Origin of the sequence: Streptomyces capitiformicae, assembly GCF_002214185.1 — a bacterium.
GTDB classification, from domain to species: Bacteria; Actinomycetota; Actinomycetes; order Streptomycetales; family Streptomycetaceae; genus Streptomyces; species Streptomyces capitiformicae.
Window position 1 is genome coordinate 6,284,992 of record NZ_CP022161.1, and the last position, 25,987, is coordinate 6,310,978.

General features: G+C 70.0%; 24 protein-coding genes and 2 pseudogenes. 16 read left to right on the forward strand and 10 right to left on the reverse strand.

From position 1 onward, the window contains the following. Nucleotides 1–26: 26 nt before the first annotated feature. On the forward strand, nt 27–2,756 hold the full coding sequence (locus tag CES90_RS27985; protein ID WP_268257050.1) for an ATP-binding protein: 2,730 nt from the start codon (nt 27–29) through the stop codon (nt 2,754–2,756). Here the strand turns inward: CES90_RS27985 and CES90_RS27990 are convergent. Continuing rightward, nucleotides 2,751–3,692 (reverse strand): GNAT family N-acetyltransferase, encoded by a 942-nt coding sequence (locus CES90_RS27990; protein WP_189786632.1) that lies wholly within the window; start codon nt 3,690–3,692, stop codon nt 2,751–2,753. The two genes, CES90_RS27985 and CES90_RS27990, sit on opposite strands and share 6 nt — an antisense overlap. A gap of 9 nt (nt 3,693–3,701) precedes the next feature. Beyond that, on the reverse strand, nt 3,702–4,280 hold the full coding sequence (locus CES90_RS27995; protein WP_189786631.1) for a dihydrofolate reductase family protein: 579 nt from the start codon (nt 4,278–4,280) through the stop codon (nt 3,702–3,704). A gap of 359 nt (nt 4,281–4,639) precedes the next feature. On the opposite strand from CES90_RS27995, the gene CES90_RS51650 reads away from it, so the two are divergent. After that, complete coding sequence (locus CES90_RS51650) at nt 4,640–4,882, forward strand: hypothetical protein (RefSeq protein WP_308437914.1); 243 nt, start codon at nt 4,640–4,642, stop codon at nt 4,880–4,882. 229 nt (nt 4,883–5,111) lie between these two features. Further along, nucleotides 5,112–5,234 carry a GH32 C-terminal domain-containing protein gene (locus CES90_RS51655; protein ID WP_308437913.1) on the forward strand — a complete coding sequence of 41 codons (123 nt, stop codon included), beginning with the start codon at nt 5,112–5,114 and terminating at the stop codon, nt 5,232–5,234. A 239-nt stretch (nt 5,235–5,473) separates the two neighbouring features. Here the strand turns inward: CES90_RS51655 and CES90_RS28005 are convergent, their stop codons facing one another. Together CES90_RS28005 and CES90_RS28010 are read right to left on the reverse strand one after the other, a co-directional pair. Beyond that, nucleotides 5,474–5,776 (reverse strand): putative quinol monooxygenase, encoded by a 303-nt coding sequence (locus CES90_RS28005; protein WP_189786630.1) that lies wholly within the window; start codon nt 5,774–5,776, stop codon nt 5,474–5,476. Nucleotides 5,777–5,791: 15 nt separating this feature from the next. Further along, entirely contained in the window at nt 5,792–6,778 is a 987-nt protein-coding gene (locus CES90_RS28010; RefSeq protein WP_189786629.1) for a carbohydrate kinase family protein, read from the reverse strand. Nucleotides 6,779–7,023: 245 nt separating this feature from the next. Between CES90_RS28010 and CES90_RS28015 the strand changes: the two genes are divergently transcribed. The 6 genes from CES90_RS28015 to CES90_RS28040 all read left to right on the forward strand — a co-directional run bounded on the left by CES90_RS28015 (nt 7,024) and on the right by CES90_RS28040 (nt 14,483). Then, nucleotides 7,024–8,046 carry a sugar ABC transporter substrate-binding protein gene (locus CES90_RS28015; RefSeq protein ID WP_189786628.1) on the forward strand — a complete coding sequence of 341 codons (1,023 nt, stop codon included), beginning with the start codon at nt 7,024–7,026 and terminating at the stop codon, nt 8,044–8,046. 348 nt (nt 8,047–8,394) lie between these two features. Further along, nucleotides 8,395–9,420: an ABC transporter permease gene (locus tag CES90_RS28020; protein ID WP_189786627.1), complete on the forward strand. Its 1,026-nt coding sequence runs from the start codon at nt 8,395–8,397 to the stop codon at nt 9,418–9,420. Continuing rightward, nucleotides 9,417–10,253, forward strand: coding sequence for an ATP-binding cassette domain-containing protein (locus CES90_RS28025; RefSeq protein WP_189786626.1), 837 nt, complete (start codon nt 9,417–9,419; stop codon nt 10,251–10,253). The genes CES90_RS28020 and CES90_RS28025 overlap by 4 nt, the downstream gene beginning before the upstream one ends. Before the next feature lie 75 nt (nt 10,254–10,328). Further along, nucleotides 10,329–11,351, forward strand: a complete 1,023-nt coding sequence (locus CES90_RS28030) for a LacI family DNA-binding transcriptional regulator (RefSeq protein WP_189786625.1) — start codon at nt 10,329–10,331, stop codon at nt 11,349–11,351. Between the two features lie 944 nt (nt 11,352–12,295). Next, complete coding sequence (locus tag CES90_RS28035; RefSeq protein WP_189786624.1) at nt 12,296–13,108, forward strand: IPT/TIG domain-containing protein; 813 nt, start codon at nt 12,296–12,298, stop codon at nt 13,106–13,108. Nucleotides 13,109–13,241: 133 nt separating this feature from the next. Then, nucleotides 13,242–14,483: an IPT/TIG domain-containing protein gene (locus CES90_RS28040; RefSeq protein WP_208921458.1), complete on the forward strand. Its 1,242-nt coding sequence runs from the start codon at nt 13,242–13,244 to the stop codon at nt 14,481–14,483. Between the two features lie 61 nt (nt 14,484–14,544). On the opposite strand, the gene CES90_RS28045 is transcribed toward CES90_RS28040, so the two are convergent. After that, nucleotides 14,545–15,750: a hypothetical protein gene (locus CES90_RS28045; RefSeq protein WP_189786622.1), complete on the reverse strand. Its 1,206-nt coding sequence runs from the start codon at nt 15,748–15,750 to the stop codon at nt 14,545–14,547. A 269-nt stretch (nt 15,751–16,019) separates the two neighbouring features. On the opposite strand from CES90_RS28045, the gene CES90_RS28050 reads away from it, so the two are divergent. After that, the gene (locus tag CES90_RS28050) at nt 16,020–16,838 is read left to right on the forward strand and encodes a hypothetical protein (RefSeq protein WP_189786621.1); all 819 of its coding nucleotides are present in this window, start codon (nt 16,020–16,022) and stop codon (nt 16,836–16,838) included. Between the two features lie 37 nt (nt 16,839–16,875). Here CES90_RS28050 and CES90_RS52455 read toward each other — a convergent pair. Next, nucleotides 16,876–17,025 (reverse strand): annotated as a pseudogene (locus tag CES90_RS52455) (IS630 family transposase); the annotation flags it as partial. On the opposite strand from CES90_RS52455, the gene CES90_RS51340 reads away from it, so the two are divergent. The 3 genes from CES90_RS51340 to CES90_RS28060 are packed head-to-tail and all read left to right on the forward strand — an operon-like array spanning nt 17,010 to nt 18,709. Continuing rightward, a complete protein-coding gene (locus CES90_RS51340) occupies nt 17,010–17,144 on the forward strand; it encodes a hypothetical protein (protein WP_268257049.1) in 135 nt (44 codons plus the stop codon). The pseudogene CES90_RS52455 and the gene CES90_RS51340 overlap by 16 nt on opposite strands. Beyond that, complete coding sequence (locus CES90_RS28055) at nt 17,141–18,361, forward strand: tetratricopeptide repeat protein (RefSeq protein WP_189786620.1); 1,221 nt, start codon at nt 17,141–17,143, stop codon at nt 18,359–18,361. The genes CES90_RS51340 and CES90_RS28055 overlap by 4 nt, the downstream gene beginning before the upstream one ends. A gap of 60 nt (nt 18,362–18,421) precedes the next feature. After that, complete coding sequence (locus tag CES90_RS28060; protein ID WP_189786619.1) at nt 18,422–18,709, forward strand: zinc-ribbon domain-containing protein; 288 nt, start codon at nt 18,422–18,424, stop codon at nt 18,707–18,709. Nucleotides 18,710–19,058: 349 nt separating this feature from the next. Here CES90_RS28060 and CES90_RS28065 read toward each other — a convergent pair whose 3' ends face one another. From CES90_RS28065 to CES90_RS28075, 3 genes are read right to left on the reverse strand one after another with little or no spacing between them, the layout of a single operon-like run. Further along, entirely contained in the window at nt 19,059–19,820 is a 762-nt protein-coding gene (locus CES90_RS28065; RefSeq protein WP_189786618.1) for a hypothetical protein, read from the reverse strand. Nucleotides 19,821–19,858: 38 nt separating this feature from the next. After that, on the reverse strand, nt 19,859–20,785 hold the full coding sequence (locus tag CES90_RS28070) for a sigma factor-like helix-turn-helix DNA-binding protein (RefSeq protein ID WP_189786617.1): 927 nt from the start codon (nt 20,783–20,785) through the stop codon (nt 19,859–19,861). Then, the gene (locus tag CES90_RS28075) at nt 20,782–21,027 is read right to left on the reverse strand and encodes a hypothetical protein (protein WP_189786616.1); all 246 of its coding nucleotides are present in this window, start codon (nt 21,025–21,027) and stop codon (nt 20,782–20,784) included. The genes CES90_RS28070 and CES90_RS28075 overlap by 4 nt, the downstream gene beginning before the upstream one ends. 439 nt (nt 21,028–21,466) lie before the next feature. Here CES90_RS28075 and CES90_RS28080 point away from each other — a divergent pair, with 439 nt between their 5' ends. Beyond that, nucleotides 21,467–22,993, forward strand: a complete 1,527-nt coding sequence (locus tag CES90_RS28080) for a serine/threonine-protein kinase (RefSeq protein ID WP_229914250.1) — start codon at nt 21,467–21,469, stop codon at nt 22,991–22,993. Here CES90_RS28080 and CES90_RS28085 read toward each other — a convergent pair. Beyond that, the gene (locus CES90_RS28085; RefSeq protein ID WP_189786614.1) at nt 22,971–24,185 is read right to left on the reverse strand and encodes an MFS transporter; all 1,215 of its coding nucleotides are present in this window, start codon (nt 24,183–24,185) and stop codon (nt 22,971–22,973) included. The two genes, CES90_RS28080 and CES90_RS28085, sit on opposite strands and share 23 nt — an antisense overlap. Before the next feature lie 70 nt (nt 24,186–24,255). Between CES90_RS28085 and CES90_RS28090 the strand changes: the two are divergent. Together CES90_RS28090 and CES90_RS28095 are read left to right on the forward strand one after the other, a co-directional pair. Continuing rightward, nucleotides 24,256–25,216 (forward strand): annotated as a pseudogene (locus CES90_RS28090) (helix-turn-helix domain-containing protein). 254 nt (nt 25,217–25,470) lie between these two features. Beyond that, the gene (locus tag CES90_RS28095) at nt 25,471–25,977 is read left to right on the forward strand and encodes a glutathione peroxidase (RefSeq protein WP_229914249.1); all 507 of its coding nucleotides are present in this window, start codon (nt 25,471–25,473) and stop codon (nt 25,975–25,977) included. Nucleotides 25,978–25,987: the final 10 nt, after the last annotated feature.

A 25,987-nucleotide genomic window follows, 5' to 3' on the forward strand; every position in this document is an offset into this window, starting at 1 on the left:
CCGTGGTGGACTCTGACCTGCTACTAATGGCGTCGAGGGGGCGTGGTCGGACTCGACGGCGGGGGCGGGCGTTGCTGGGGCGAAGTGCGGAACAGCGGCAAATAGAGCGGATGCTCACCGATTGCCGGCAGGGAGTCAGCAGCAGCCTGCTGCTTCACGGCGAGGCCGGGATCGGCAAGACCACGCTGCTCGACCATGCCGCCCAGCGGGCGGAGGGCATGCGCGTGCTGCGTGTCGAAGGCATCGAGTCCGAGATGGAGCTCGCCTTCGGCGGGCTGCACCAGCTGTTCCTGCCCGTCCTTGACGTGCTCGACCGGCTGCCGGCACCGCAGGCCGCAGCCATGCGAGCGATCTTCGGACTCACCGACGACTCGGTGCATGATCGCTTCACCGTCGGTCTCGCCGTGCTGTCGATGCTGTCGGAGGTCGGCGCCGAGGCCCCGCTTCTCTGCCTGGTCGACGACGTGCAGTGGCTCGACCGGCCGTCCGTGGACGTACTCACCTTCGTCGCCCGCAGGCTGCGCGCCGAGGGCACCGTGATGCTCTTCGCCGCGCGCGACGGGGCCCATGGCAGCGTGGCGAAGGGCCTTCCCCTGCTCCACGTCGAAGGGATCGACCGGGAGGCGGCAGCGGCGCTGATCCCGGGCCTCGCGCCGCACGTCGCGGAATGGATCATCGACCAGGCACAGGGCAACCCGCTCGCCCTCATCGAGCTCCCGACCGCGCTCACCCCGGCCCAGCGGGCCGGGCAGTTGAGCCCGCTGGCGCTGCCCGAGGCGCCGTCCCCACTGCGGGGCCGGTTGCAGGACGCCCTCGCGGGGCAGATCAGCCGGCTTCCCGAAGCCACCCGGACCATGCTCGTGGTGTCCGCAGCGGACGACACCGGGGATCTGCCCTTGGTGCTGAGCGCGGCCCGCCGGTGCGGCGCCGCGATCGAGGACCTGGAGCCCGCCGAACGCGCCGGGCTCGTCTCCGTGTCCGGGAAGGTGTTGCGCTTCAGGCACCCGCTCGTCCGGTATGCGGCCTACCAGGGGTCCCCGCTCGCCCGGCGCGTCGCCGCCCATGAAGCACTGGCGGCGACGCTGGACGCCGACCGGCACGCGCACCGGCGCGCCTGGCACCTGGCCGCCGCGGCGACGGGCCCGGACGAACGGGTCGCCGACGAACTGGAGCACGTCGCCGAGTGGGCCGGCAGCCGCCAGGCGATGGCGTCCGCGTCCGCCGCCTACGAGCGGGCCGCCCAGCTCACCGAGGACCCGAAGCGGCGGGCGCGGCTCCTGATCAGCGCGGCCCAGAAGGCCGGCGAAGCCGGCCAGGACGAGCGCTGCGGCGCCCTGGCCGACCAAGTGCCGCTTCCCCTTCGGGATCCCGGGATGGCGGCGGACTTCGCCCGCGTACGAGCCGTCGTCGAGCTCGGCTGCGGCAGCCCGGCAACCGCCGGTCGCATCCTGGGCGAATGCGCGGACCTCATCGCGCCCAGTCGCCCCGACAAGCTCCCCTCCCTCCTGACCGACGCGGTCCACGCGGCCTTCTCCTCGGGGAACGCCGCCCTGATGGGCGAGATCGCCGCCCGCGGTCCGGACCTGCCGGTGCTGGCCGTGCCCGCCCTCCTGCTGGGCGGCGAGGTGCCCGGCGCCCTGGACTCCCTGCGCGAACTCGTACGGGCCTGCCGGCTGCCCGGCAATGGACTCATGGACCAGCTGATGGCCGGGATCTACTGCCACCTGGTCGCCGACCACGCGGAGGCGCACGAGATCGCCACCGCGGCGGTCGCCCTCTGCCGCGAGCAGGGCATCAGCGGGTGGCTGCCCACCACACTGCACCTGCTCGCGGAAGCCGGACTGGCGCTCGGCCGGTTCGATCAGGCACAGGCGCACGCCGCCGAGGGACTCCGGCTCGCCGACTACTACGACCTGGCCCACCGGGCCGCCCATCTGCGCACCGTACTGGCGACGCTCGCCGCGGTCCGGGGGCGCGAGGAAGAGACCCGCTCCCTGGCGGAGCAAGCCCTGGAATACACCCGCCCGCGCAGCGTCGGTCGGGGCACGGCGCATGCCCTGTGGGCACTGGGGCTGCTCGAACTCGGCCTCGGGCGGGCGCAGGCGGCGCTGGAGCATCTCGAGGCGGCACAGCAGGAAGCGGGCCATCCACTGCTCGCCCGGTTCCTGCTGCCCGACCTCGCCGAAGCCGCGGTGCGCGCCGGCCATCCGGAGCGGGCGAAGGAGCCCGCGCGCCGACTCGCGGACTGGGCGGCTGCCGCGAGCCGGCCGTCCGTCGCCGCGATGGCCCACCGCTGCGCGGCCCTGACCGGCCCGGACAGCGAGGCCGAGGACCACTTCGCGACGGCCGTACGTCTCCACGCGGACGGCGGCGACTTCGAACGGGCCCGCACCGAGCTCGTCCATGGGGAATGGTTACGCCGACTGCGCCGCAACATCGACGCCCGCGACCACCTCCGCGAGGCACTGGAGACGTTCGAGAAGCTGGGCGCCGAGCCTTGGGCCCGCCGGGCCCGTGCGGAACTGCGGGCCGCGGGCGAGACCCATGACCCGGCCGGTCCCACGGGCGGACGGATCGGCCGGCTGAGCCCGCAGGAGCGCGAGGTGGTACGGCTCGCCGCCACCGGGGCGACCAATCGCGAGATCGCCACGCAGCTCTTCCTGAGCCCCCGCACGGTCGGGCACCACCTCTACCGCGCCTTCCCCAAGCTCGGCATCAGTTCCCGCACCGAACTGGCCTCGCTCCTCACCTCATGACGCGGGCGCCGACCAGACCATCCGGATCTCGGCGGTCCGGTAGCCGGCCCGGGCGAAGGCCGCGGCCATCGGCGCATTGCCCGTGTCCGTGGTGGCGGTGATCAGTTCGGCGCCCGCCTCCGCGTGCACCCGGGTGATCTCGGCGAGCACGTCGTCGACGTAACCCCGGCCGCGGAACTCCGGGACGATTCCCAGGTAGCCGACGTTGCGGTTGTACGGCGTCGCCGACGGGATCGCGAGACCCGCGACCTCTCCGTCGGCGGTGTAGGCGAGCCGCCACCACTCGCGCTTGCCGGGGCAGCCCAGGTAGAAGTCCATCTCGTCCCGGGCGGTGGCCGCCGCGCCCTTGGCGGCCAGGTTCCTGCGGGTCTCACCGTCCAGGCTCCCCTGGGCGATGCGCCGGAAGACCTCCAGGAACTCCTCGTCCGTGGCTTCGGCGAAGGTGAGCCGGCCGCTGGAGCGCGGCACCCCGGCGCCGGGACTCCACTCCAGGCGCAGCCGTTCCACCTCGTCCGTGAGACCTGCCGCCAGCGCCGCCCCACGCCGCCAGGCCAGGGCAGCGGTGACGGCCGGGTCCTCCCGCCAGGCGTTCGGCAACGTCAGGTTGTACAGCGGCGGTTTGCGCGCGCCCTGCTCGGCGAACGCCCGCAGGCCGGCGGCGAGGAGTTCGGCCGCGACGGCCGTGCGGTCGGCGACCGAGGCGTCGACCCACAGGCAGTCCAGGGCGACCGGGTGCTCACTTGACGACTGCCCCCACCACAGGGCCCGGGCCACCACCCGGTCACCGTCCTCGGCGACCCAGGTCCACTCCGGCCGGTACATTCCCTGGCCGAGTTCATCGCGATAACGGTCGCCGTGGATCCAGCCGACGGGTTCGTCGGCCGTCACGGCGACGACGCGATCGAGGTCGGCCTCGGTCGTGGAACGAATCAACATGTGCCCCCCTTACTGCTTGTACTGCTTGACGTAGGTCGTGATCGACGCACCGGTGTTGAAGACCCGAGAGTCGGTGAGGGCGAACTCGGCCGGTTCGAAAGGGGCGTGGAACAGCGGGATGCCGGAGCTGAGGACGACCGGGTAGCGTTTGATGATCAGCTCGTCGATCTCTCCCACCAGCTGACCGGCCAGGGCTGCGCCGCCGCACAGCCAGATGTCCATCCCCTCCCGCTGCTTGAGCTCACGGACGAACTCCACCGGGTCACCGGAGAGGACTTCCACGTCGGGGTCGGGCCTGATCAGCGTGCGGGAGAACACGTACTGCTTGAGGTGGGAGTAGGGGCTGGTGACTCCGATCGCCAGACCGGGGTCGTAGGTGCCGCGGCCCATCAGGACCGTGTCGAACCTCTTGTTCGCCACGTCGGTGACCCCCAGTTGCTCGCGCGCGTGGGTCGGTATGGTCTCGGGGTATTCGGCCAGGATCGCGGCCACCAGGTCACCCTCGGCGGCGAAGAAGTCGAACCGACCGTCCGGGGATGCGATGAAGCCGTCGATGCTGGAGCCGATGTAATAGGTGAGCTGACGCATGTGAGCTCGCTTTCGATTGATCGCTGTTGATCGCTGCGGATGGGCAGAGGGGGCATACGGGTCCGGCCGGGCGAACGTGAACAGGTGCTGGAGTGCCCGTATCGCATGGGTTCCGGAGCGGTGGCCGAAGAGCCTGCCGCTTGGTGTGGGATCGGGTGACGTCATGAACGCTAGGCCGGTCGCACCGGACCGGCATCGGGCGCCTCGACTTAACCTGACCGGTCACGGTCGGACGAGCATGGGGAGACGTGGGCGCACATCGAGGTCAGGGCCGGGCCACACTGCGGCTTCACCGGCGTACGGCCCGACAGAACGCGCTATGACGTGGTTGCGGTTCTGCGCCTCAGGATGCGAGCCACGTGCGTGAGCAATGCGTGAGCGGTCTGCCCGGCACAGGGCGTCAGGCGTCGCCCATCAACTTCCTCATCGGCGGCGCGGCAGTCACCCGGCCGGCTCCGACAACCCCCACCGCCGTCGAGCTCCTCGTGGACGGCCAAGTCGTCCGCAGCGCCACCGGCAAGGACGCCGAGGCGCTCAACCGGGCTCCTGGGACGTCAGCGATCTCGCCGGAAAGAAGGCGCAGATCCACGTCGTCGACATGAACACCGCCGGCTGGGGCCACATCCTGGCTGACACGTTCACCGCCGCTGAGAAGCCCGCCAAGTCCGTCGTACAGCGCGCGGACTGGGCCGACTACGGCAAGGACCACGATGCGGCGGTGTCCTGGGAGAACGCGCCAGGCGGCAGGGGTCCCTGCGTGAGAAGCGCCCGACGACCGCGAGCGGTGCCACGGTCAAGAGCACCTCCAAGCCCCTGATCGCCCGGGAGGAGTTGTACGTCGACCGCACCCGCTCCGGCGCCGGGGACTTCGACAGCACCTTCCCCGGCGTCCGGACCGCGCCGCTGAAGGCGAAGAACGGCAAGGTCAAGCTGCGTATCCTCATCGGCTGGTAGTCCGTCGAGGTCTTCGCCGAAGGCGGCACCGCAACCCTCAACCAACTGCGGGCGTGGCAGCTGAGATCCATCTGGCGGTGATGAGCCGGGGGCAGGGGGCCGGTCGGACGGGAGTGGCTTCAGCACCTCCACGACCCGGTGGTGCGGACACGGGTGCAAGCCCCGTCGACCCGGAGTTGGAGCGCCAGTTCGGTCTCCCCGCGCTCCAGCTCCGGGGCGCCTCCGGTGTTCGACGCTCGTTACGGACGCGTGGCCAGCGGGTCGAGGAACGTCAGTACGGAGGCGTCCTCCTCGATCAGCGGGGTGAGGGCGGCGTTGAACGGGGCGCCGTACGGGGCGTTCAGGTGTGCTGTGAAGGCGTCCTCGTCCCGGTAGACCTCGAAGATCCAGTAGGCGCGCGGATTGGCCGCCTTGGTGTAGACGTCGAAGGCCAGGTTGCCTTCCTCTGCGCGCACCTTCAGGGCGTAGTCCCCGATCAGGCGGGCGACCTCGTCCTCCGCTCCCTCTCGGGCGGTGAACTCGGCGAGCAGGGTTTTCGTCATGGTTTCCTGTCCTTGTCAGTGGGTGGAGTCGAGGTGGCGGACGACGGCCTGGTCCGTCGTGAACTGCGCCAACTGGTCCTGCCATGGCGGGTTCGGGCCGGCAACCGAGCAGGTCAGGGCCGCGACCCTCACGGCGAACAGGCAGGCCGCCTCGACATCGCCGAGACGCAGGTCCGTCAGCCTGCCGCCGAGGAGTCCACGGGTGCCGAGGTGGTGCAGCAGTCCGGCGGTGAAGGAGTCACCCGCACCGACTGTGTCGACGACCGGTGTCGCCACCGCGGGCACCCGCACCCGCTCCCCGTCGAGTGAGGCCAGGGCCCCGTCAGCTCCGAGCGTGATCACGACGAGCCGCGCCCCTGCCGCATGCCAGGTGTCGCACGCCTGCTCGGGGGGCGTTCCGGGCAGGAGGAGATCCAGGTCGTCCTCACTCAGCCGCAGTACGTCCGCGAGGCCGCACCAGTGCGCCAGCCGGGCGCGGTAGACCTCGGGGTCCACCAGGAGCGGGCGGACGTTGGGGTCGATGCTGATGGTGGCCCGGGAGGCGGCCGCTGCCAGGAAGTCCTCCACCACCGCCGCCCCGGGTTCCTTGACCAGGGCCAGGGACCCGGTGTGCACGCAGGCGGTGTCGGCCAGGTCCACCCCGGTCAGTTCCGCGCTCGTCCACTGCCAGTCGGCGGTGGCCTGCGCGTGGAAGGAGAACGTGGCCTGGCCCTGGGTGTCCAGCTCGGCCACGGCCAGCGTGCTGGGCTCGGCGGCCTCGACGGCGTACGACAGGTCCACGCCGGATGCCTCCAGGTGGGCCCGGAAGAGGCGGCCGAACACGTCGCCGGACAGTCGGGCGAGGAAGCGGGCGGGGGTCCCCAGCCGGGCGAGGGACACCGCTGTGTTGGCGGGTCCGCCGCCCGGCAGGACCCGCAGGGCGAGTTCGTTCCGGGCGCTTGCGGGTTCGGTGAACGCGTCGGCGACGCACTCTCCCAGGACGGTGATCCGAGGCGGGGTCATGGGCTGCTCTTCTCTTGGAACGCGCCGGCAGAACGGACACTTCGCGGGCAGTCACTGAGCGGCTTCGGGCTGGCGACCGCCCGGGCGTTGCCGATTTGTGACGGGTGCAAGGCATTGACGTTGCCTGGAGGCGGAGTCCATCATCCTCGCCAAGAAGTGTCAACGATGACATAAGTCAACGATGACACCTTGGGACGGCATGCCTCGATGCCGGCCGCTCGCCCGCAATCCCGCAGGAGTCGTTCATGTCACGCATCTCTCGTCTGCCCTCCTCCTTGCTCAGAGTCGCTGCCTGCACGGGCGTCGCAGCCCTCACCCTGACCGCCTGTGGATCCGGATCCGGATCGGGCACGGCCGGCGCCGGATCGGGCAGCGTCAAGGTCGGTCTGATCACCAAGACCGACACCAACCCTTTCTTCGTGAAGATGAAGGAGGGCGCGGAGAAGGCCGCCAAGGAGAACGGTGTCGAACTGTCCACCGCGGCGGGCAAGTTCGACGGGGACAACGCCGGTCAGGTCACCGCCATCGAGAACATGGTCGCCGCCGGGGTGAAGGGCATCCTGATCACTCCGAGCGACTCCAAGGCGATCGTGCCGGCGATCGAGAAGGCCAAGGCCAAGGGCGTTCTGGTCATCGCCCTGGACACCCCGACCGAGCCGGAGAGCGCGGTCGACGCCCTCTTCGCCACCGACAACCTCAAGGCGGGCGAGCTGATCGGCGAGTACGCCAAGGCCGCCATGAAGGGCAAGCCGGCCAAGATAGCCACCCTCGACCTCGCGCCGGGCGTCTCCGTCGGCGTCCAGCGGCACAACGGCTTCCTGAAGGGCTTCGGTATCAAGGAGGGCGACCCCTCCATCGTCTGCTCCCAGGACACCGGCGGCGACCAGGCCAAGGGCCAGACCGCGATGGAGAACTGCCTGCAGAAGTCGCCCGACATCAACGTCGTCTACACCATCAACGAACCGGCCGCGCTGGGCGCGTACACCGCGCTGAAGGCCAAGGGCCGGGAGAAGGACGTGCTGATCGTCTCCGTGGACGGCGGCTGCACCGGCACCCAGGCCGTCAAGGACGGCACGATCGCCGCGACTTCGCAGCAGTACCCGCTGAAGATGGCCGCCGAGGGCGTCAAGGCCGTCGCGACGTACGCCAAGGACGGCAAGAAGGCGTCCGGCTACACCGACACCGGCGTCACCCTCATCACCGACAAGGCGCAGGACGGGGTCACGTCCAAGGACACCGCCTACGGCCTGGAGAACTGCTGGGGCTGAGCCGCCGACCCCCGGCTGCCGTCGCTCGACACCCCGCTAAGCGCTCCGCTGGAAGTACCGAGACACGCCGTCGATCGTCTGCGGCGCCGTCGTGGCTGGTCGCGCAGTTCCCCGCGCCCCTTCAGGGCGCGGCCGAACCGCAGCGGACTTCGCCCGATCTGCTGAGCTGCCGCCGCTCAAAACCCCCGCAGCTGCCGCCGTTCGAAATCCCTCAGCGGGGCGGCCGGCCCCTCCTCCCCGACCGGGGACGGCCGCCCCCTCGTCCTCTTGCCGTCCGACAAAGGCCGGCAGGAGCCGGCAAGGCCGGCAAAGGCCGACAAGGACTTCTGTCTTCCGACAAGGACCTCCATGACTGCCACGTCCACGCCACCCTCCACGCCACCCTCCACGTCCACACCGTACGCGGAGCTCAAAGCACCGACCACGCTCCGCAGACTGCTCACGCAGCCGACCACCGGCCCACTGGCCGCCCTCCTCCTGGCCTGTGTCTTCTTCTCCGTCTCGACCGACCAGTTCCTCACCGGCGGGAACTTCTCGCTGATCGTGCAGCAGGTCATGGTCGTCGGCACGCTGGCCATCGGCCAGACGCTGATCATCCTCACCGCGGGCATCGACCTGTCGTGCGGAGCCGTGATGGCGTTCGGCAGCATCATGATCGCCAAGATGGCCGCCGAGGGCACCCTCCCGCCACTCGCCGCGATCGCGCTGGGCCTCGTCGTCTGCGGCGGCTTCGGCCTGCTCAACGGGGCGTTGGTGCAGAAGATCCCGCTGCCGCCGTTCATCGTCACTCTCGGCATGCTCAACGTGGCGTTCGCGCTGACCCACATCTACTCCGAGGAGCAGACGGTCACCAACCTGCCCGGCCCGCTGACGGCCCTCGGGCAGACCTTCCCGCTCGGCAAGACCGACATCACCTACGGCTCGCTGGTCACCATCGCCCTGTTCCTCCTCCTCGCCTACGCCCTGAGCAGCACCAGCTGGGGCCGGCACGTCTACGCCCTGGGCAACAGCCCGGAGGCGGCGCGGCTGAACGGCATCCGCACCTCCCGACTGACCGTCGGCGTCTACACCGTGGCCGGCCTGCTCTACGGCATCGCCGCCCTCCTGCTCATCTCCCGCACCGGAGTCGGCGACCCCCAGGCCGGTCAGACCGACAACCTCGACAGCATCACCGCCGTGGTCCTCGGCGGCACCAGCCTCTTCGGCGGACGCGGCTCGGTCCTGGGCACCTTCATCGGCGTCCTCATCGTCGGCGTCTTCCGCAACGGCCTGCAGCTGATGGGCGTCGCGTCGATCTACCAGACCCTGATCACCGGTGTCCTGGTGATCCTCGCGGTGACCGTCGACCAGATCTCCCGGAAGAAGGCCCGATGACCATCACCGGCTCCCCCACTCCTGTCCTGCAGGCGCGCGGTCTGGTCAAGCGCTACGGCCACGTCACCGCCATCGACGGCGCCGACTTCGACCTGCTGCCCGGCGAGGTCCTCGCCGTCATCGGCGACAACGGTGCCGGCAAGACCAGCCTCATCAAGGCACTCACCGGCGCGGTGGTCCCCGACGCGGGCGAAATACGCCTCAACGGGAAGCCCATCACCTTCTCCGGTCCGCAAAGTGCCCGTGCCCACGGCATCGAGACGGTCTATCAGGACCTCGCCGTGGCCGCCTCCATGGACATCGCCTCGAACATGTTCCTCGGGCGCGAGCTCCGCCGCCCCGGCATCCTCGGCAGCGCCTTCCGCATGCTCGACAAGAAGCGCATGCGGAAGGAGGCCGCCGAGCACATGGCCGACCTGAAAATCGGCCTGCGCTCCCTGACCCAGTCGGTCGAGACCCTCTCCGGCGGACAGCGGCAGGCCGTCGCGGTCGCCCGCGCGGTCGCCTGGGCCCGCAGCGTCGTCGTCATGGACGAACCCACCGCCGCCCTCGGCGTCAAGGAGTCCGGACAGGTCCTCGACCTCATCCGCCGCGTCCGAGACAAGGGCATGCCGGTCGTCCTGATCAGCCACAACATGCCGCACGTCTTCGAGATCGCCGACCGGATCCACGTCCACCGCCTCGGCCGGCGCGCCGCCGTGATCAAGCCCTCCGACTACTCCATGGCCGAGGTCGTCGCCATCATGACCGGCGCGCTCACTGTCGATGCGGCCGGAGCTACTGTCGTAGCGGACTCGGAGGCAGCGAAGGCCGCCGGGGTACAGGCCACCTGACAGCACAACCCGCTCTCGCATGTTCCGGCCGAGGCCGCGGCCGGAACCGAGAGCTCACAGGAGACGGTTTCCTCCATGGCAGCGAACCGCCGCCCCACCCTGGCCGACGTCGCTCGAGAAGTCGGCGTCAGCGCCAAGACGGTCTCCCGCGTCCTCAACGAGGACGGACCCGTCTCGGCGCAGACGCGGGAACAGGTACTCGCCGCGGTGGCCAAGCTCGGCTTCCAGCCGAACCTCATGGCACGCAACATCCGCGTCGGCGGCCCGGACACCACCATCGGCCTGGTCATCCCCGACGTCGCCAACCCCTTCTTCGGAGCCGTGGCCCGCGCCATCGAGGACACGGTCCGCGACCGCGGACTGACCCTGCTCATGGGCTCCTCCGCGGACGACCCCGACCGCGAACGCGCCCTGACGGACAAGTTCCTCGCCCGGCGCGTCAGCATCCTGATCGTCGTACCGTCCGTCGGCGCCGACCACTCCCACCTCAAGTCGCACCGCACGGCGGGACTGCCCATCGTCTTCCTCGACCGACCAGGAGTCGGCCTGTCCACGGACAGCATCGTCAGCTCCAACCGTGCGGGGGCCCAGGACGGTGTCGCCCACCTGATCGCCCACGGCCACCGCCGCATCGGATTCGTCGGCGACCTGCCCGTCAAGCTGTACACCCGCCGCGAACGCTTCGCCGGATACCGCGCGGCCCTTCAAGAAGCCGACATCCCCTACGACCGCTCGCTGGTCGCCAACGCACACGACCAGCAGGGCGCCGAGGCCGCGACCTCCCAACTCCTCGAACTGGCCGATCCCCCCACGGCCCTGTTCGCCGGGAACAACATCATGGCGCTCGGAATAGTCGCCGAGCTCGCCCGCAGCAAGCGCAAGGAAGTAGCCGTCGTGGCCTTCGACGACGTATCCCTCGCCGAAGCGTTGGAACCGGCCCTGACGGTCGTCGCCCAGGACCCCGGAGAAATCGGCCGCAGCGCCGTGGCCACCGCCCTGGCCCGCCTCGACGGCGACCGCTCCCGGGCCCGCACCATCACCGTGCCCACCCGGCTGATCGTCCGAGGCTCGGGGGAGCAACCCGCGCCCAAGCCGTAGGGTGTTCAACAGTTGACCGATTGGTCTGGGGATCCTGCGCGCAACCTTTGTGATCCGCACTGTGGTTGAGGCCCTGGACCGGGCAAGCCAGGTCCAGCACCAGACCCGGGACCGCACCAAGAGCCGTCCCACGAACAGACGCCCTGTGCCCGGGAAGCGGCGCAGGGTCCCCGCCCCACCCGGCCGAGCGCACCGCTACACCCGCGCCGTGTCCTACCACCGCTGCTTCGCCCCGGGACCGGTGACATTGGCGCGACTGGTGTCACTGGTGTGCCGCAGGTGGCGGGTGGAGGACGCTGGACCTGCTGTGGTGGTCCACCTGGCGCCGCCATCAGCGCCGCGCCCGCCTTTTACTTACGAGGTGCCTTGCTGTGTGCGGCTGATGGAAGCGTAGGAACTCCCATTATCGCAGGTCAGCGGGCATCTCTTCGCATTTCTCCGACTGAAGACCGACTATCGCGCGGTGGATCGAGGTTCGCTGACGGCCTGAAAAGGGGCGCAAAGAGGGCGGCCTTTGGATTAATTCGATAAACATATCGCGCGCTCGGCCAAAGGGATGACGTCTTGTCATTTTCATTGTGTCGGACGCCACTCAAGTGGCTTACTTTAACCACCTGATCGGGTGGACCAGCACATTCCTCCACACCCATAGTCGGCGGCCGGAAGATGCCGTCAACTGCCGTCAGGGCAGGCCGACTTCCGAAATCCCGCACGGCTTGGGCGCTCAGCCCTCTGCCTCCCCCGTTACCGAGGGGGCAGGCCGCTCGTGGCACACCAGTACCCACCCCCCTCGCAGGGCGGACAGCCCCGGCACTCCTCTGCCGTACTACCTGTTCGCGCCCCGTGCGCCCCCTCCCAACAGCCTGCGTACCCCGAGGCCGCGCGGGCTCGCACACCTTCCCCCCACCACTACTCGAGCAGCACTCGAAAGAAGGAGACACATCATGGCAACCATCAGCTCAATCAGCCCGACCCAGGGCAGCAGCGGGGACGTTCTGACCATCACCGGCACCGGCCTGGGCAACAGCACGGTCACCACCAAGGTGAACTTCGGGGCCCGAACGGTCACCCCCAGCACCGTCACCCCCACCTCCGTCACCGTTACCGTCCCGCCGCTCTGCGGCGGGCAGTACAACGTCAGCGTCACCGCCTCAGGATCGACCAGCAACTCACGGTCGTTCTTCTACGTCGGCGCCCCGGTGTGCACGTTCCTGAGCCCCGCTCAGGGACCGGAGACCCCCACGGAAGCCGTCACCATCATCGGCACCGGCCTGGCGACCACGACGTCGGTGACCTTCGGCGCAGAGGCCCCGGTCACGACCCTCACCACGGTGGGGGACACCACGGTCGTCGTCACCCCTCCCGCGCACACCGTCACCGGTGACACGGAGACCGTGGGTGTCGTCGTCACCACCATCGGCGGCGACAGCGTCTCAAACAGCAGCGCGTCCCAGTACACCTACTACAACCTCCCGACGGTCACCTCGGTGTCCCCCTCCACGGGAGCGGCCGGCGAAACGGGCATCGTCGTCAACGGCACCAGTTTCGTCGATGTCTCTGTCGTGACCTTCACGAACACCGTCACCCCCGCCGACACCTTCGACGTGCCGCTCGAGGACATCATCGGGCTCGGCTCGACCCAACTCGTCGTCCCCGCACCCGCCGGCCTCACGTCCGGCCAGGTGTACCACATCACGGTCACCACGCCCGGCGGCGAGAGTACGCCCGTCGCGGCGGACCAGTACACCGTGACCTGAGAACCCCGCGGCCCCTGGCCCCAGGCTGACGGCCGCCCTTCAGCACACCCTGAGCGCGGCGTGCGCAGACCGCTGTGCCCTGGCCGGAGTCGGCCAGGGCACAGCGCACACGGTAAGCGACAAGGAGAACGGCATGGCCGCGGTGATCAGCAGCCTCAGCCCCAGTCAGGGCCCCAGCGCGGGGGGGCACACAGTCATGATCAACGGGACGGGCTTCACCGGCGCCACGTTGGTGAGGTTCCGCACGACGTCCGCATCGTTCAGTGTGCTGAGCGCGACGAGGATCATCGCTATCGCCCCCGCGGGCACTGGGTCGGTGGCGGTGACGGTCACCACTGCGAGCGGGACGAGCAACAGTGCCGTCTATACGTATGTAACGACGCCGGTGATCACCGGTCTGAGCCCGAGTCAGGGGCCCACTGCCGGCGGAAACGTGATCACGATCCAGGGGACGGGGTTCACCAGTGCCACCTCGGTCGCATTCGGCCTGACGCCCACGTCGTTCAATGTGGTCAGCGCGACGCAGATCACCGCCACCGCTCCCACGGGCACTGGGTCGGTGCCGGTCACGGTCACCACTGCGAGCGGGACGAGCAACAGCGTCTTCTACACATACGCCGTGACGCCGGTGATCACCGGTCTGAGCCCGAGTCAGGGGCCCACTGCCGGCGGAAACGTGATCACGATCCAGGGGACGGGGTTCACCAGTGCCACCTCGGTCGTATTCGGTGTGACGCCCACGTCGTTCAATGTGGTCAGCGCGACGCAGATCACCGCCACCGTCCCCGCGGGGCCGGCAGCGCCGGTCAATGTCACGGTCACCACGCCGGCGGGGACCAGCAACCCGATGGTGTACTCCTATATCGCGGCTCCGGCCGTCATCTCGCTCGACCCGGGCATGGGGCCGGAAGCCGGCGGCAACACGGTGACCATCACCGGCACCGATCTGACACTCGCCACTGCCGTCACGTTCGGTACCAACGAGGCCACGAACATCAACGTGCTCTCGGACAGTCTGATCACGGCCGACGCTCCCGGCGGCACCGACACCGTCACCGTCACCGTCACCACGCCGGGCGGTACCAGCACGCCCGGTACGGGCAACGCCTACTACACCTACGTCGGGATCCCGGCGATCGACAGCCTCATCCCCGACGAGGGACCGGCCCACGGGGGGAGCAACGTTGCCATCTTCGGAAGCAACCTCACCCATACCGATGAAGTCCGTTTCGGCGGCACGGTGACGTTGTTCGCAGCTGTCTCCGACAACCTGGTTGTCGCCACCTCCCCGGCAGGGGAGCCCGGCACGGTCGACGTCACCGTTCACACCCCCGGGGGCGACAGCAACGGTGTCGCGTACCAGTACGAGGCGTGAACCAAGCCCGGGGCCGGCAGACTACGGCGGGCCGGAGGGCGGAAACACCCGACCGCACACTCTACTTGTGGTGGGGCCGGCTCTTGACGTCAGTGGATTCGTCGACAGCGCTGCACTGAACGTTCATCCGACCCGAGTCCAGACTCAGGCCACTGGTGTTGCCGCAGGCGTTGTTCTGGCGGCCTTCCTGAGCGATGTTCTGCTGGATCAAAGTGGCGGCGCTGTCGCCGCCGGTGGCCTGGGCGCCACCGTTGTGGGTGACGGTGCCCTTGTTCTTCGAGCTGTCGAGTGCCACGCAGTCCGCCTCGGTGCTGCCGAGGACGCCACTGTTGTTGGTGTTGCCGCACGCGTTGTTCTGGCGGCCCTCCTGAGCCAGGTTCTGCTGTGCCGCCCCCAAACCGTCGCCGCCGGTGGCCTGGGCGCCACCGTTGTGGGTGACGGTGCCCTTGTTCTTCGAACTGTCGAGTGCCACGCAGTCCGCCTCGGTGCTGCCGGGGACGCCACTGTTGTTGGTGTTGCCGCACGCGTTGTTCTGGCGGCCCTCCTGAGCCAGGTTCTGCTCGTTCAGGATGGAGACGCCGTCGCCGTCGCCGCCGGTGGCCTGGGCGCCACCGTTGTCGGTGACGGTGCCCTTGTTCTTCGAGCTGTCGAGTGCCACGCAGTCCGCGTCGGTCTCACCGGAGACGGTGCTGTCGTTGGTGTTGCCGCACGCGTTGTTCTGGCGGCCCTCCTGAGCCAGGTTCTGCTGGTAGAAGGACGACTCACCGCCGGTGGCCTGGGCGCCACCGTTGTCGGTGACGGTGCCCTTGTTCTTCGAGGTGTCGCGTGCCGCGCAGTCCGCCTTCATCTCACCGGGGGAGTCCAGCGCGCTGTTGGTGTTGCCGCAGATATTGTTCTGCCGCCCCTCTTCGGCGAAGTTCTGCTGGTACACGGCGTCGTCGCCGCCGACGGCCTCGGCGCCGTCGGCGGTGGACGAGGCATCGACGCTGTGAGACTGGTCAATGGTCTCGCAGCCCGCTTCGGACAGGCCGTCGAACAGAGAACCGGCGGACGACGAGAAGAAGCCGCAGGCGTTGTTCTGCCGGCCGTCCAGCGCTGTGTTCTGATCGAACACCTCGGCCACGCCCGATCCCCCGACGGCCTTCGCGCCGCCGTCCGGTCCGTCGGGCTCTTCCGCTCCCGCGCTCACGCCCGTGGACAGCAGCCCGGCGAATGCCACGGCCGCGAGCGCGGCGTCCCTGGCCCTGCGTACTGCGCCGGTCCTCATACATCCTCCTGCAGAACGCTCACGACCTCGGGCCTTTTGGGATCTCCAACGCTGTACCTTCAGTCAGGGCACGACCTACATATGAGGAGTCCCCCATATGCCTGCTTCCTGTGATGTGTGCGCTCTTGAGGAGATCGCCCGGTCGTCCGCGGCGCGATGCGCTGTTCGAGTGACGGCATGTCCCGGCCCGTGACCCGCTGGTCCCGTTTCGGTTGACCGGTTCCCGGGTCGCGATGTGCTGCTCGTCGGCCAACTACCGGAGATACCGAATGGGTGCGATCGGCAGGACAGCGCTGCTGGCGATGGCCGTCAGCGCTCTTCTCGGTACGAGCGGGGAAGATGCCCACGCGAGCGCTCTCGATGACGCAGTCGGCGACGGGGCGTTCGTCACCGCTCAGGAAGGCGACCAGAACTTCGACTGCGGCAACACCCGTGACCTGATCAACGTCAACGTTCTGCGCACCACCCGGCGGGAAACGTGTTCCGGCTACGGCGACACCGGATTCACCGGCTACGGCACATCTGCGGTCGGCGGCACTGCTCTCGGCCCTCAGTTCACCACGGCGCAAAGCGGCGAACAGAACCTCCACTGCGGCAACTCCGCCGACATGCTCACCCTCAACGTCCTCGGCACCATCGAGGAAAGGACCATCTGCGACACCGAACAGGGCCTGGGTCGCTCCGATGGCAGGGGGCGAGGCCCCGGTCCCGGCCGTGGAGATGGATCCGGCCCTGCCTCGGCGGTCGGCGGCACCGCTCTCGGCCCTCAGTTCACCACGGCGCAAAGCGGCGAACAGAACCTCCACTGCGGCAACTCCGCCGACATGCTCACCTTCAACGTCCTCGGCACCGTCGACAAAAGGACCACGTGCACGGCCGTGGACCGCTCCGGCGAACTCGCGTCTCACGACGGCTTCCACCGCGGCAAGGCCACGGCTGAGAGCGGCACCGCAGTGGGCCCGCAGTCCGCCACCGCGCAGACCGGCAGCCAGAACCTGTATTGCGGGGCCGACGAGGACCTGGTGAGCGTGCCCGTCCTGGGCGAGACCCGCAAAGACACCATCTGCGCGGCAAGGAAGGGCCACTGAGGTTTCCGATTCGGGGTGACGTCATGGCGGTGTCGTTATCGAGTCCGGTCTCGGCGACAAACCCGTCGAGCAGGCCGGGCCGGTACTGCAGCCGTTTGAGGCGTGTGCGGACCAGCCCGGCCAGGTCATCGACACTGCACGGGGCGAGGTTGCCCAGGCTCTTCTTCAGATGTGCCCACACACCCTCGGCACCACTGCTGGTACCGCCACCAGAGCCTGGCCCAGCTCGCCACCGCCTTCCTCGCCGTCCAGGACGCCACCACCCTGCGTGCAGGGCCCAGCCTGCTCCGCCCGCTTCACCGATGAGACCGCCGCACCAGCGCCGGCCCACACAGGCCCTGGAGAGTCTGGTCGACACGAGTCTGGTGCAGGAGCCGCGGCCGGGTCGGTATCGGCTGCACGACCTGGTACGGGTGCACGCGCGGCGGGTCGCGGCCGCGGAGCCGAGGGAGGCCGCCGCCTCGCGTACGGCCGCGCTCGGCCTGTTCCTGGAAGCGGCCCGCACCGCCGGCGACTGGGGCGCCGCCGGTTTCCCCACCGGGCCCCGGCCGTCCGGCGCACGGTTCATGGACTGGCGGAACGCGGAGGCATGGCTGGATGCGGTCGGCGGTGAGCTCGTCGACGTCGTCGCGTACGCGGCGGCCCACGGCGAGGCCGACCATGCCTGCTGGATCGCCGAGGCCCTGTGCGACTACTTCGTACGACAGGGCCGCTACCACGAGAGCCAGACGGCTCTGGAGATCGCACTCGGGCACGCGGACGCCGCGACCGACGCCCGGATGGCGCCCGCTCTGCGCAACTGCCTGGGCTACACCGGCGTGCACCAGCGCCGGTACGAGCAGTCGTACGCCGTGTTCACCGAGGCGTTGGAGCTCAGCCGTCGCCTTGCCGAACCGGGTCAGGAGGCTTGTGCCCTCACCGGGCTGGCGACCGTCGATCTGAGTCTGGGCCGGAGCGAGGAGTCGATCGCGCACGCCGCCGCCGGGCTGGACCTGGCCCGGAGCCTGGGTCACCACTGGGCCGCCGCGATGTCCGGCCTCACCCAGGGCCTCTCCCACCAGTTCGAGGGGCGGAACGCGGAGGCATTGGCCTGCTTCACCGAGGCCCTCACCCACGCCGAGGCCGGCGGCAGACCGGGCGCGCTCGGCAGGGTCCTGAGCTGCGCGGCCGACATCCAGTTGCGTCTCGGCCGGTACGGCGAGGCCAAGGACCTGCTCCGCCGGGCGGTCCCCCTGGTCGAGCAGGTCGGCGACGTCTTCTTCTGTGCGCGAAGCCTGACCCGGCTGGGTACGGCGCGGACGCACGAGGGAGCCCCGAACGCGGCCATCGCCCTTCACCACCAGGCCCTCCATCAGCACCGGCTGCTGTCCCCGCTCACCCAGCCCGGCTACCACTGGCTGGAGATGGACATCCGCACCCGCCTGGGCCACGCCTACCTGGCGGCGGGCCGCGCACGCGAGGCGCAGGCCCAGTTCCAGGCCGTGCTCGACGTGTACGATGCCCGCCCCGCACGGCCGCGGTGAGAGCCGGGCACACTGGTGACAGTGGGACTGTGCCGGTCGGCACCCCAGGGAAGGATCGAGATGCTGATCATCTTCGGCACCAAGGGTTATCTGTACCAGCTCGCCATACTGACGCTGGTGTGCGGCCAGTGCGGGAACCCCGCCGCGCACACCCTCCGTAAGCGGGTCACGAAGTTCACGTTGTTCTTCGTGCCGCTGTTCCCGGTCTCGACGAAGTACCAGACGCAGTGCACGTTCTGCGGCGCCGAGCAGAAGGTGGACGCGGAGCAGGCCGAGCGGTTGCAGGCGCAGGCCGCGGGCGGCGGTCAGCGGCACGGACAGCCCCAGCAGCAGCCGTACCAGTCCTGAGCCCGCCGCCAACCCTGTTGGCTGTGGGCAAGCTGTGAGTCCGCTGATTCTCGTTCCTCCCTCAGTGCCCGCTCAGCATCGCCCCCGAAGCGGCCTCGACAGTCGCCGCCATGAACGAAATGAACGCGGGAGGCGTCCGGCAGCGCACAACACGTTTCTGGTCGGCGGGTACGGCGAGCCGGCCTCCGTCCGGTGACCAGACGACGTACTGGGCGCGGTCCACACGCGGTGGCCGCCCCGGAATCCGGTGGATCAGTACACCGGCGCTGGACCGAGTTCCGTATTCCGATTCCGGCATAGCCCCCGTCCTTGGACACCCCTCACCACCCCCAGGACTACTGACCGCTTCCTACCCTTCCGAGACCTTCGTTCCACGCACATCACGCTGCGGCAGCCGAGGAACCGTCTGCCGAAGCCGGGGCGGCGCCTCCATCCAGGCTGCCGCGGCGGAGGCGGCGGTCAGCAGAACGCTCATATTTTCCGCGAAGTCGGGGCCAGGCAGGGGAAGTTCGAAGTCCGGGTTGTCGACGTAGCCGAGGGCGACGGCTCCCGGGACGTAGTGCATGACCGCGTCGACGAGTTCCGTGCGGCGGGGTGGGGTGGTGCGGTCGAGGTGGGTGAGGGCGCGCAGGACCGTGGGGAAGCTTGCGTCGTACGCGGTCGGGACGCCCGGGTCCGGGACCGCCAGGAGGAACTCGGGAGCCGGGCGGGTGCCGATCTTCGTCTGTTCGCGCCACCAGGCGGCCGCCTCCGCGTCGCCCAGGACCAGGTGCTGGAGGTAGAGGCAGTACGAGGCGAGGTCGTCGCCGGCGCCGGCCGCGTACTGCCACCAGGAGCGGGCACTGTCCTCGGCGTCGGCGAGTTGGAGGACGCAGCCGAGGACGCGGGCGCCGGGCGGTTCCGGCAGGTGCTCGGTGACGAAGTCCTGGAGGGAGTCCGGTGTGGTGTGGGCCAGCACCGTCTCGCACAGGGTGCGCAGATCGCGGGCGGCCATGGCGCTCGTGCCGTCGCGCTGCCCGGCGCCGGGGGCCCGGCAGGGGGCGCCGGGGACTATGTCGTGCGGGACGACCGGCTCGTCCAGGAGGAGTGCCCGGGCCAGGAGTTCGTCCATCGGAGTCATCGGAGACCTCGGAGTTATCGGGGTGGGGATCATTCTGGGGTCTCTCCCAGGTCGTTCTGGGGGTGGAGCGCGGCGGTCAGGGTCTTTCGGGCATAGCGGTCGGCCGTGTGGACCGAGGCGATCGGGACGCCCAGGACGTCGGCCACGGCGGCGTGGTCCATGCCGCGCAGATAGGTCAGGACCATGACGTCCAGTTGGTGGGCGGGCAGTCGGCTGATGGCCTTGAAGAGGGCCATCGACTCCTCGATCTGCGCGAAACGCGCCGTGGGGGTCGACAGCATGCTCAGGGCGACCGTGTCGAACGCGGTACGGGCCAGCTCGGGGCCGCCGTCCACGTGGCAGGCTCGGGCCATCACACTCTTGCGCAGCACCGACCACGCGAACGGCACCACGTCGGAACTGGCCAGGGCCTCGTCCCACCGGAACCACAGCACGTCAAACGTTTCCGCGACCACCTCGCCCGCCTCCTCCTCGCTCACGAAGAGCCGGGCGTAGGCGAGATAGGCGCAGCGGTTGAGTTCGGTGAACGCCTGGTGCTCCAGCGGAGGTACGGCGGGCCCGGTCGACAGGGTCGCCCACCGGTGCTGGTTCTGGCGGCTCTGGATACAGCCGTCTATCCAGTCCGGCTTCTTCTGCGCCTCCAGCGCGGCGGCCATCCACAGCCGCCGCATCGGCCAGGTCGGTACGTCGAGGACGTCCAGCAGGCCGTAGGTGATCTCCCAGCGCGGGTAACGGCCCGTGCCGCGCAGCAGTTCGGAGATCTTCGACTTCGCCCAGCCCGACCGGTCGCTCAGCTCGCTGATCGTCAGGCCGCTGGCCAGGAACCGGATCCGCAGGGGCTCCAGCCAGGCACGGTGGGCCGTACCCACGCCCTCCGCTATCGGCCCCAGCTTCCGGCCCGGCTTACCCGCCGGCGCGCCCCCTCCGGGCCGCCGCGACAGGGACGGCGGGGTCACCCGACGCCCTCCTGGTCATCGGCCACGCGGAGTCGTCCGTCATCCGCCGTGGGGAGTCGTCCATCGTTCGTCCCGCCCACTCGTGTCGTACCGGTCAACGCCGTCACGACCTGTTCCGCGCTCAGTACGAGTGTGGGGACCACGGCGGCAGCCGCAGCCGTCTCGCCGACGGCGGCCAGCACCACACTCCACCCGAGTACCGTCAACAGCACGAGGACGGATAAGACTTGCCTTCTGGACATCGGTACCTTCCAAGACATGCGTACGTCCGAGAGGCACCCCTCAGCGGTGCCGACGCGTCGTCGGGGAGCCGGACGTCAGCATGCTGGGCCCACTCACCCTCACGCCATGGCATCCGGGAATCGCGGAACAATGCGACCGCCCCGCGACAGCGCGCACGGTACCGCCTCCTAGCGCACATCAGCCGTAAAACGTCTGGCAGTGCAGGCTTTCGGGGCGAAGTTCCCGGTTCCCCGGGCGCCCACCCTCACGCCCCGCATCATGGAACCGCGGGCGCCCTGAGCGCCGGAACCTTCCTGTCCGGGAGGTTGTGCCCCCTTGTGCCGATCAATTGGGGGCAGACCGCCCCCGCCCTGCCGGGCCGCCCCGGCCGGGCGGGTGGGGGCGGTGGGTATGTTCCTGACTGCAGCACCACCGGACCCCCTCGGGCATGATGCCTCCATGACGACGGGGGTGGACGGGGAAGACCCGGAAGCGGTGCCGGCCGAGGGCGGCGTCCGGCTGATCGGCGGGCGCTACGAACTCGCCGAACGACTCGGCGAAGGCGGCATGGGCACCGTATGGGCCGGCCTCGATCTCCTCGTCGACCGCGAGGTCGCCGTGAAGGAGGCCTACGTCACCGACCGGCAGCCCCGCGTCGAACGCGTCCTGCGCGAGGCCCGCGCCGCCGCCCGCGTGAACCACCCGGCGGTGGTGACCATCCACGACGTGGTGATGGAGGACGGCCATCCCTGGATCGTCATGGAGCGGGTGCACGGCGAGTCCCTCGCCACCCTCCTCGAACGGGAGACGATCCTCCCCGAGCGCGAGGCGGCCCGCATCGCGCTGTCCGTGGTCGAAGCCCTGGCCGCCGCGCACGACCGCGGCGTACTGCACCGAGACGTGAAGCCCGGGAACGTCCTCCTCGGCACCGACGGCCGCGTCGTCCTGACCGACTTCGGCATCGCGTACATCGAGGGCGAGGAATCCCTGACCCGGGCGGGCGAGTTCGTCGGTTCCCTCGCCTATACGGCCCCCGAGCGCATGGGCGGCCGCAAGCCCGGTCCGGCGGCGGACCTCTGGTCGCTCGGCGTGCTCCTCTTCCAGATGGTCGAGGGCTGGTCGCCGTTCCAGCGGGAGTCGGTGGAGGGAACGGTCGCGGCCGTGCTCACGACGGAGGCACCGACGCCGAGGCGAGCGGTCGGGTTGGGGCCCGTCATCGGGGAGTTGCTGTCCAAGGAGCCGGAAGACCGGCCGACGGCGGAACGGGTGGCCGCGGCGCTGCGTACGGCCGCGACCGCGCCCGAGGAAACGACTGAGCCGGGCAAGCCGGACAGGCCGCGCCTCGGGCGGCGGCGAGTGTGGCTCGCGGTCGTTGTCGCCACCGCCCTGCTGGCCCTCGTACCGCTGGGCATCGTCGCCCTGAGGGACGACAACGACACCTCGGCGGACGGCGGTTCGTCCCGGCGGTCCGCACGGCCGACCGCCACGTCGACGCCCAGCCCGACCCCGACCCCGGCCCCGCTTCCGACGGCCGCCACGGGCTACGAGCTGGTGCGGACGGGCGAGTTCAGCGTGCAGGTGCCGACCGGCTCGACACGGCACGACAAGAACGCCGACGGGCAGTACCGGTACACCCACGAGGACGGCTACGAGCTGATCGTCGTCCCCGGCAGGGACCGCGCGGAAACGTCCTCCGACAACCCGGTGGACTACATGAGGGAGTACGAGCCGGAGTTGCAGCCCTTCCGGGATTCGGCGTGGGCCACATCCACAGGGATTCGTCTGATCGAAACCCGGAGCCGCACCTTTGCCGAGGGCCAGTTCACCTGGGAGACCGCCGATGCGCGGGCGGTGTATGTGCGGAACATGGCTCTCCTGGTCGACGGCCGCTATCACGTCGTCGCCGTACTCGGCCCCGAAGACCAGCGGGAGACGGTGTCCCGCATCTACGAACAGGTCGTCATCACGTACGAACCGGACGAGTGACCCCTTCCGGTTCGACCCTCCGCCCTGCCCACAGCGCCACCGTGACCGCGACCGACCCCGCCGCCATCACCGTCATCGCCACCCCCGGCGAGGTCAGCTGAGCAACCGAACCCGCCAGCCCCGCGCTCACCCCCTGAAGCGTCAGCATCCCGGCGGAGTGCAACCCCAGGGCGTGGCCGGTGAGTTCGGGTGGGGTCAGGGTGAGCAGTTGCTGTTGCTGGACCAGGCTCGCGCCGAAGCCGATCGAGGCGAGGGCCGCGCAGGCCGCCGCGACCGGGATCGCCAACGGGAGGGCGAAGAGGAGGTACGGGGTTGCCAGGAGCAGGAGGAGAGGGGTGGCGAGGCGGTCCCGTACCCGGGGTGGGAGGAGGCGACCGACCGTGATGTCGCCGGCCAGCATGCCGAGTGCCGCGCAGGCGAAGAGCAGGCCCGCACGGTCGGGGACGTACGCGACGAACAGGGACTCGCAGCCGACGACCAGGCCGTTGGGGATCCACAGGCCGAGGTAGAGGCGACGGCGTGGGACGGACGACCACAGGAGGGCGTTCGTGCGCCAGGTCTCGGCGACGGACGGGCGGCCGGAGGCGCGCGGGGCGCGGCGGGTCAGGCCTGTGTACGAGCAGAGGGCGGCCGTCGCGTACAGGGTCGCCGACACGACCAGGGTGACAGCCGGGGACAGGAACGCCACCAGGGCGCCGCCGGTCGCGTAGCCGGCGATCTGCATGACCCCGTGCATCATGTTGAACACCGACCGGCCCAGCAGATAGCCGTCCTGCCGGTCGCCGCTCCCGTCTCCCTCCCGCCGCAGGATCTCGTTCAGCAGGCCCCAGCGGACGCCCCCGCCCAGCGAGGCGACCAGCCCCTGCGCCGCGATCACCGCGAAGACCGCCCACAGCGGCAGGCCGGGCCATGCCAGCGTCGCCGTGCTCACCGAGAAGACGACGGCCAGGCCGACCGTCGTCGCCCTCGGCGGCAGCCGGTCGGCGGCCGACAGCAGGGTCGTCGCACCGACCACCTGGGCGAGGGACGGGCCGAACATGCTGAGCGCCGACAGGAACGGGGAGCCGGTCGCCTCGTAGACGGAGGTGCCGAGGGCCAGGCCGCCGATCGTGGACGCGGCGACCTGGAGGGAGGAGGACAGGAAGAGAGGGGTGAACTCCCTTGTGCGGAAGAGGAGTTTGTAGGAGCGCATGAGGAGACGATCACGTCCCTCTCCGGGCGGTCGTTAGAGTTTCGCGCACACGCGAAAGCTGGAGGCTCCCATGGGCTGGTGGCAGGTCAACGCCGACACCCTCGCCGGGAGCCGGTTCATCGTCTCGCCGCTCGCCGAGACGTTCGCGAACCTGAAGCTGCTGCACGCGGGGACGGGCTCGCACCCCGGTGAACGGGCCTGGCTGGCGGACCATCTGCCCGCGTACCGAGGCGAGTTGGCCCGGGATCCCCTGACCACGCTGCTCGTCCGCTCGGGTCTCGGGAAGGAGTGGATCGCCGACTTCCTCACGCCCACCCCGCGCGAGGGCGCGGCCTTCGCCGACGAGGTCGCCCGGGTACGTACGGCCGACCCCGCCGCCGCCCGCGCCCATCTCACCGTCTCCCTGCGCGGCCCGCTGCCCGCCGCCCTGCACCGCGACGACCTGCCCGCCCGCGCGGCCGACCTCCTCACGTACGTGTGGGAGGAGACCGTACGGCCGTACTGGGAGCGGCGGCGGCGTGTGCTGGAGGCCGATGTCCTCGCCCGTACCGCACAGTTGGGGCAGGGCGGCTGGGCGGCCGCTGGACGCGTTGCGACCGGGAATGCGGTGGCTCGGTGAGAACCGGCTCCAGGTCAATCTGCACGAGTACCCGCCGCGTGAGATCTCCGGCGCCCGACTGGTCTTCGTGCCGGTCACCCCGCAGCGCGCTGGGTGGGTGTCGTGGGAGGAGCGGGAACGGTACGCCGTCGTGTACCCGTGTTCGGGCGTCCTCGCCGACGGGAGTGACCCCAGGGCCGTACCCGCCGCCCTCGGCCCGCTCCTCGGCGACGCCCGCGCCCGGGTCCTGGCCCTCCTCGACTCCCCCATGAGCACGACCCAGTTGTGCGCCGTGACCGGGCAGGGACTCGGGTCGGTCGGCCGGCATCTGAGGGTGCTGCTGGACGCGGGGCTGGTTCGGCGGGGGCGGGCGGGGCGGTCGGTTCTGTATACGCGGACGGCGGCGGGGGAGGTGCTGGTGCGGGCCGGTTGATTTCTCGCCCCGCCGCCCCTACCCGTCCCATCCCCAAGGGCTGGTCGCGCCCACGCGGCGGAGCCGCATATCGATACAGCCCCGCGCCCCTGAAAACCTGGGGGCACCCCGTGCTTTTAAGGCTTTTAAGGCTTTTAAGGGGCGCGGGGAACTGCGCGAGCAACCACACACCACCCGCAGCCGCCTCACGACCCCATCCCCCGAGCTCTCACGCCTCCTGCGAACCCCATCCGGTGCGGAGATAGCATCCGCTCATGACTACAGACAACGCCGGTACCTCTGTCCTCGACGTCCGGATCGATGCCCTGAAGGGCGGTTCCGCGGACCTCTCGCAGTACGCCGGGAAGGCCGTGCTCGTTGTGAACGTGGCCTCCAAGTGCGGTCTCACCCCCCAGTACACGGGCCTCGAAGCGCTCCAGGCCCGCTATGCCGAGCGGGGCTTCACCGTGCTCGGTGTGCCGTGCAACCAGTTCCTCGGGCAGGAGCCGGGGTCGGCCGAGGAGATCGCGGAGTTCTGCTCGGCGACGTACGGCGTGACCTTTCCGATGACCGAGAAGATCGAGGTCAACGGGGAGGGGCGGCACGCCCTGTACGAGCGGCTGGTCGGCCACGCGGACGCCGAGGGTCACACCGGGGACATCCGCTGGAACTTCGAGAAGTTCCTGATCGGACGGGATGGTTCCGTCGTCGGGCGTTTCTCGCCGCAGACCGAGCCCGAGTCGGCGGACCTCGTCGCCGCCGTGGAGAAGGCCCTCGGCTGACGCCCGGCGG

What these genes read in the sequence shown, in the direction of transcription:
- CES90_RS27985 (WP_268257050.1), top strand. Translation starts at nt 27, where the DNA reads ATGGCGTCGAGGGGGCGTGGTCGGACTCGACGGCGGGGGCGGGCGTTG.
- CES90_RS27990 (WP_189786632.1), bottom strand. Translation starts at nt 3,692, where the DNA reads ATGTTGATTCGTTCCACGACCGAGGCCGACCTCGATCGCGTCGTCGCC.
- CES90_RS27995 (WP_189786631.1), bottom strand. Translation starts at nt 4,280, where the DNA reads ATGCGTCAGCTCACCTATTACATCGGCTCCAGCATCGACGGCTTCATC.
- CES90_RS28005 (WP_189786630.1), bottom strand. Translation starts at nt 5,776, where the DNA reads ATGACGAAAACCCTGCTCGCCGAGTTCACCGCCCGAGAGGGAGCGGAG.
- CES90_RS28010 (WP_189786629.1), bottom strand. Translation starts at nt 6,778, where the DNA reads ATGACCCCGCCTCGGATCACCGTCCTGGGAGAGTGCGTCGCCGACGCG.
- CES90_RS28015 (WP_189786628.1), top strand. Translation starts at nt 7,024, where the DNA reads ATGTCACGCATCTCTCGTCTGCCCTCCTCCTTGCTCAGAGTCGCTGCC.
- CES90_RS28020 (WP_189786627.1), top strand. Translation starts at nt 8,395, where the DNA reads ATGACTGCCACGTCCACGCCACCCTCCACGCCACCCTCCACGTCCACA.
- CES90_RS28025 (WP_189786626.1), top strand. Translation starts at nt 9,417, where the DNA reads ATGACCATCACCGGCTCCCCCACTCCTGTCCTGCAGGCGCGCGGTCTG.
- CES90_RS28030 (WP_189786625.1), top strand. Translation starts at nt 10,329, where the DNA reads ATGGCAGCGAACCGCCGCCCCACCCTGGCCGACGTCGCTCGAGAAGTC.
- CES90_RS28035 (WP_189786624.1), top strand. Translation starts at nt 12,296, where the DNA reads ATGGCAACCATCAGCTCAATCAGCCCGACCCAGGGCAGCAGCGGGGAC.
- CES90_RS28040 (WP_208921458.1), top strand. Translation starts at nt 13,242, where the DNA reads ATGGCCGCGGTGATCAGCAGCCTCAGCCCCAGTCAGGGCCCCAGCGCG.
- CES90_RS28045 (WP_189786622.1), bottom strand. Translation starts at nt 15,750, where the DNA reads ATGAGGACCGGCGCAGTACGCAGGGCCAGGGACGCCGCGCTCGCGGCC.
- CES90_RS28050 (WP_189786621.1), top strand. Translation starts at nt 16,020, where the DNA reads ATGGGTGCGATCGGCAGGACAGCGCTGCTGGCGATGGCCGTCAGCGCT.
- CES90_RS28055 (WP_189786620.1), top strand. Translation starts at nt 17,141, where the DNA reads ATGAGACCGCCGCACCAGCGCCGGCCCACACAGGCCCTGGAGAGTCTG.
- CES90_RS28060 (WP_189786619.1), top strand. Translation starts at nt 18,422, where the DNA reads ATGCTGATCATCTTCGGCACCAAGGGTTATCTGTACCAGCTCGCCATA.
- CES90_RS28065 (WP_189786618.1), bottom strand. Translation starts at nt 19,820, where the DNA reads ATGGACGAACTCCTGGCCCGGGCACTCCTCCTGGACGAGCCGGTCGTC.
- CES90_RS28075 (WP_189786616.1), bottom strand. Translation starts at nt 21,027, where the DNA reads ATGTCCAGAAGGCAAGTCTTATCCGTCCTCGTGCTGTTGACGGTACTC.
- CES90_RS28080 (WP_229914250.1), top strand. Translation starts at nt 21,467, where the DNA reads ATGACGACGGGGGTGGACGGGGAAGACCCGGAAGCGGTGCCGGCCGAG.
- CES90_RS28085 (WP_189786614.1), bottom strand. Translation starts at nt 24,185, where the DNA reads ATGCGCTCCTACAAACTCCTCTTCCGCACAAGGGAGTTCACCCCTCTC.
- CES90_RS28095 (WP_229914249.1), top strand. Translation starts at nt 25,471, where the DNA reads ATGACTACAGACAACGCCGGTACCTCTGTCCTCGACGTCCGGATCGAT.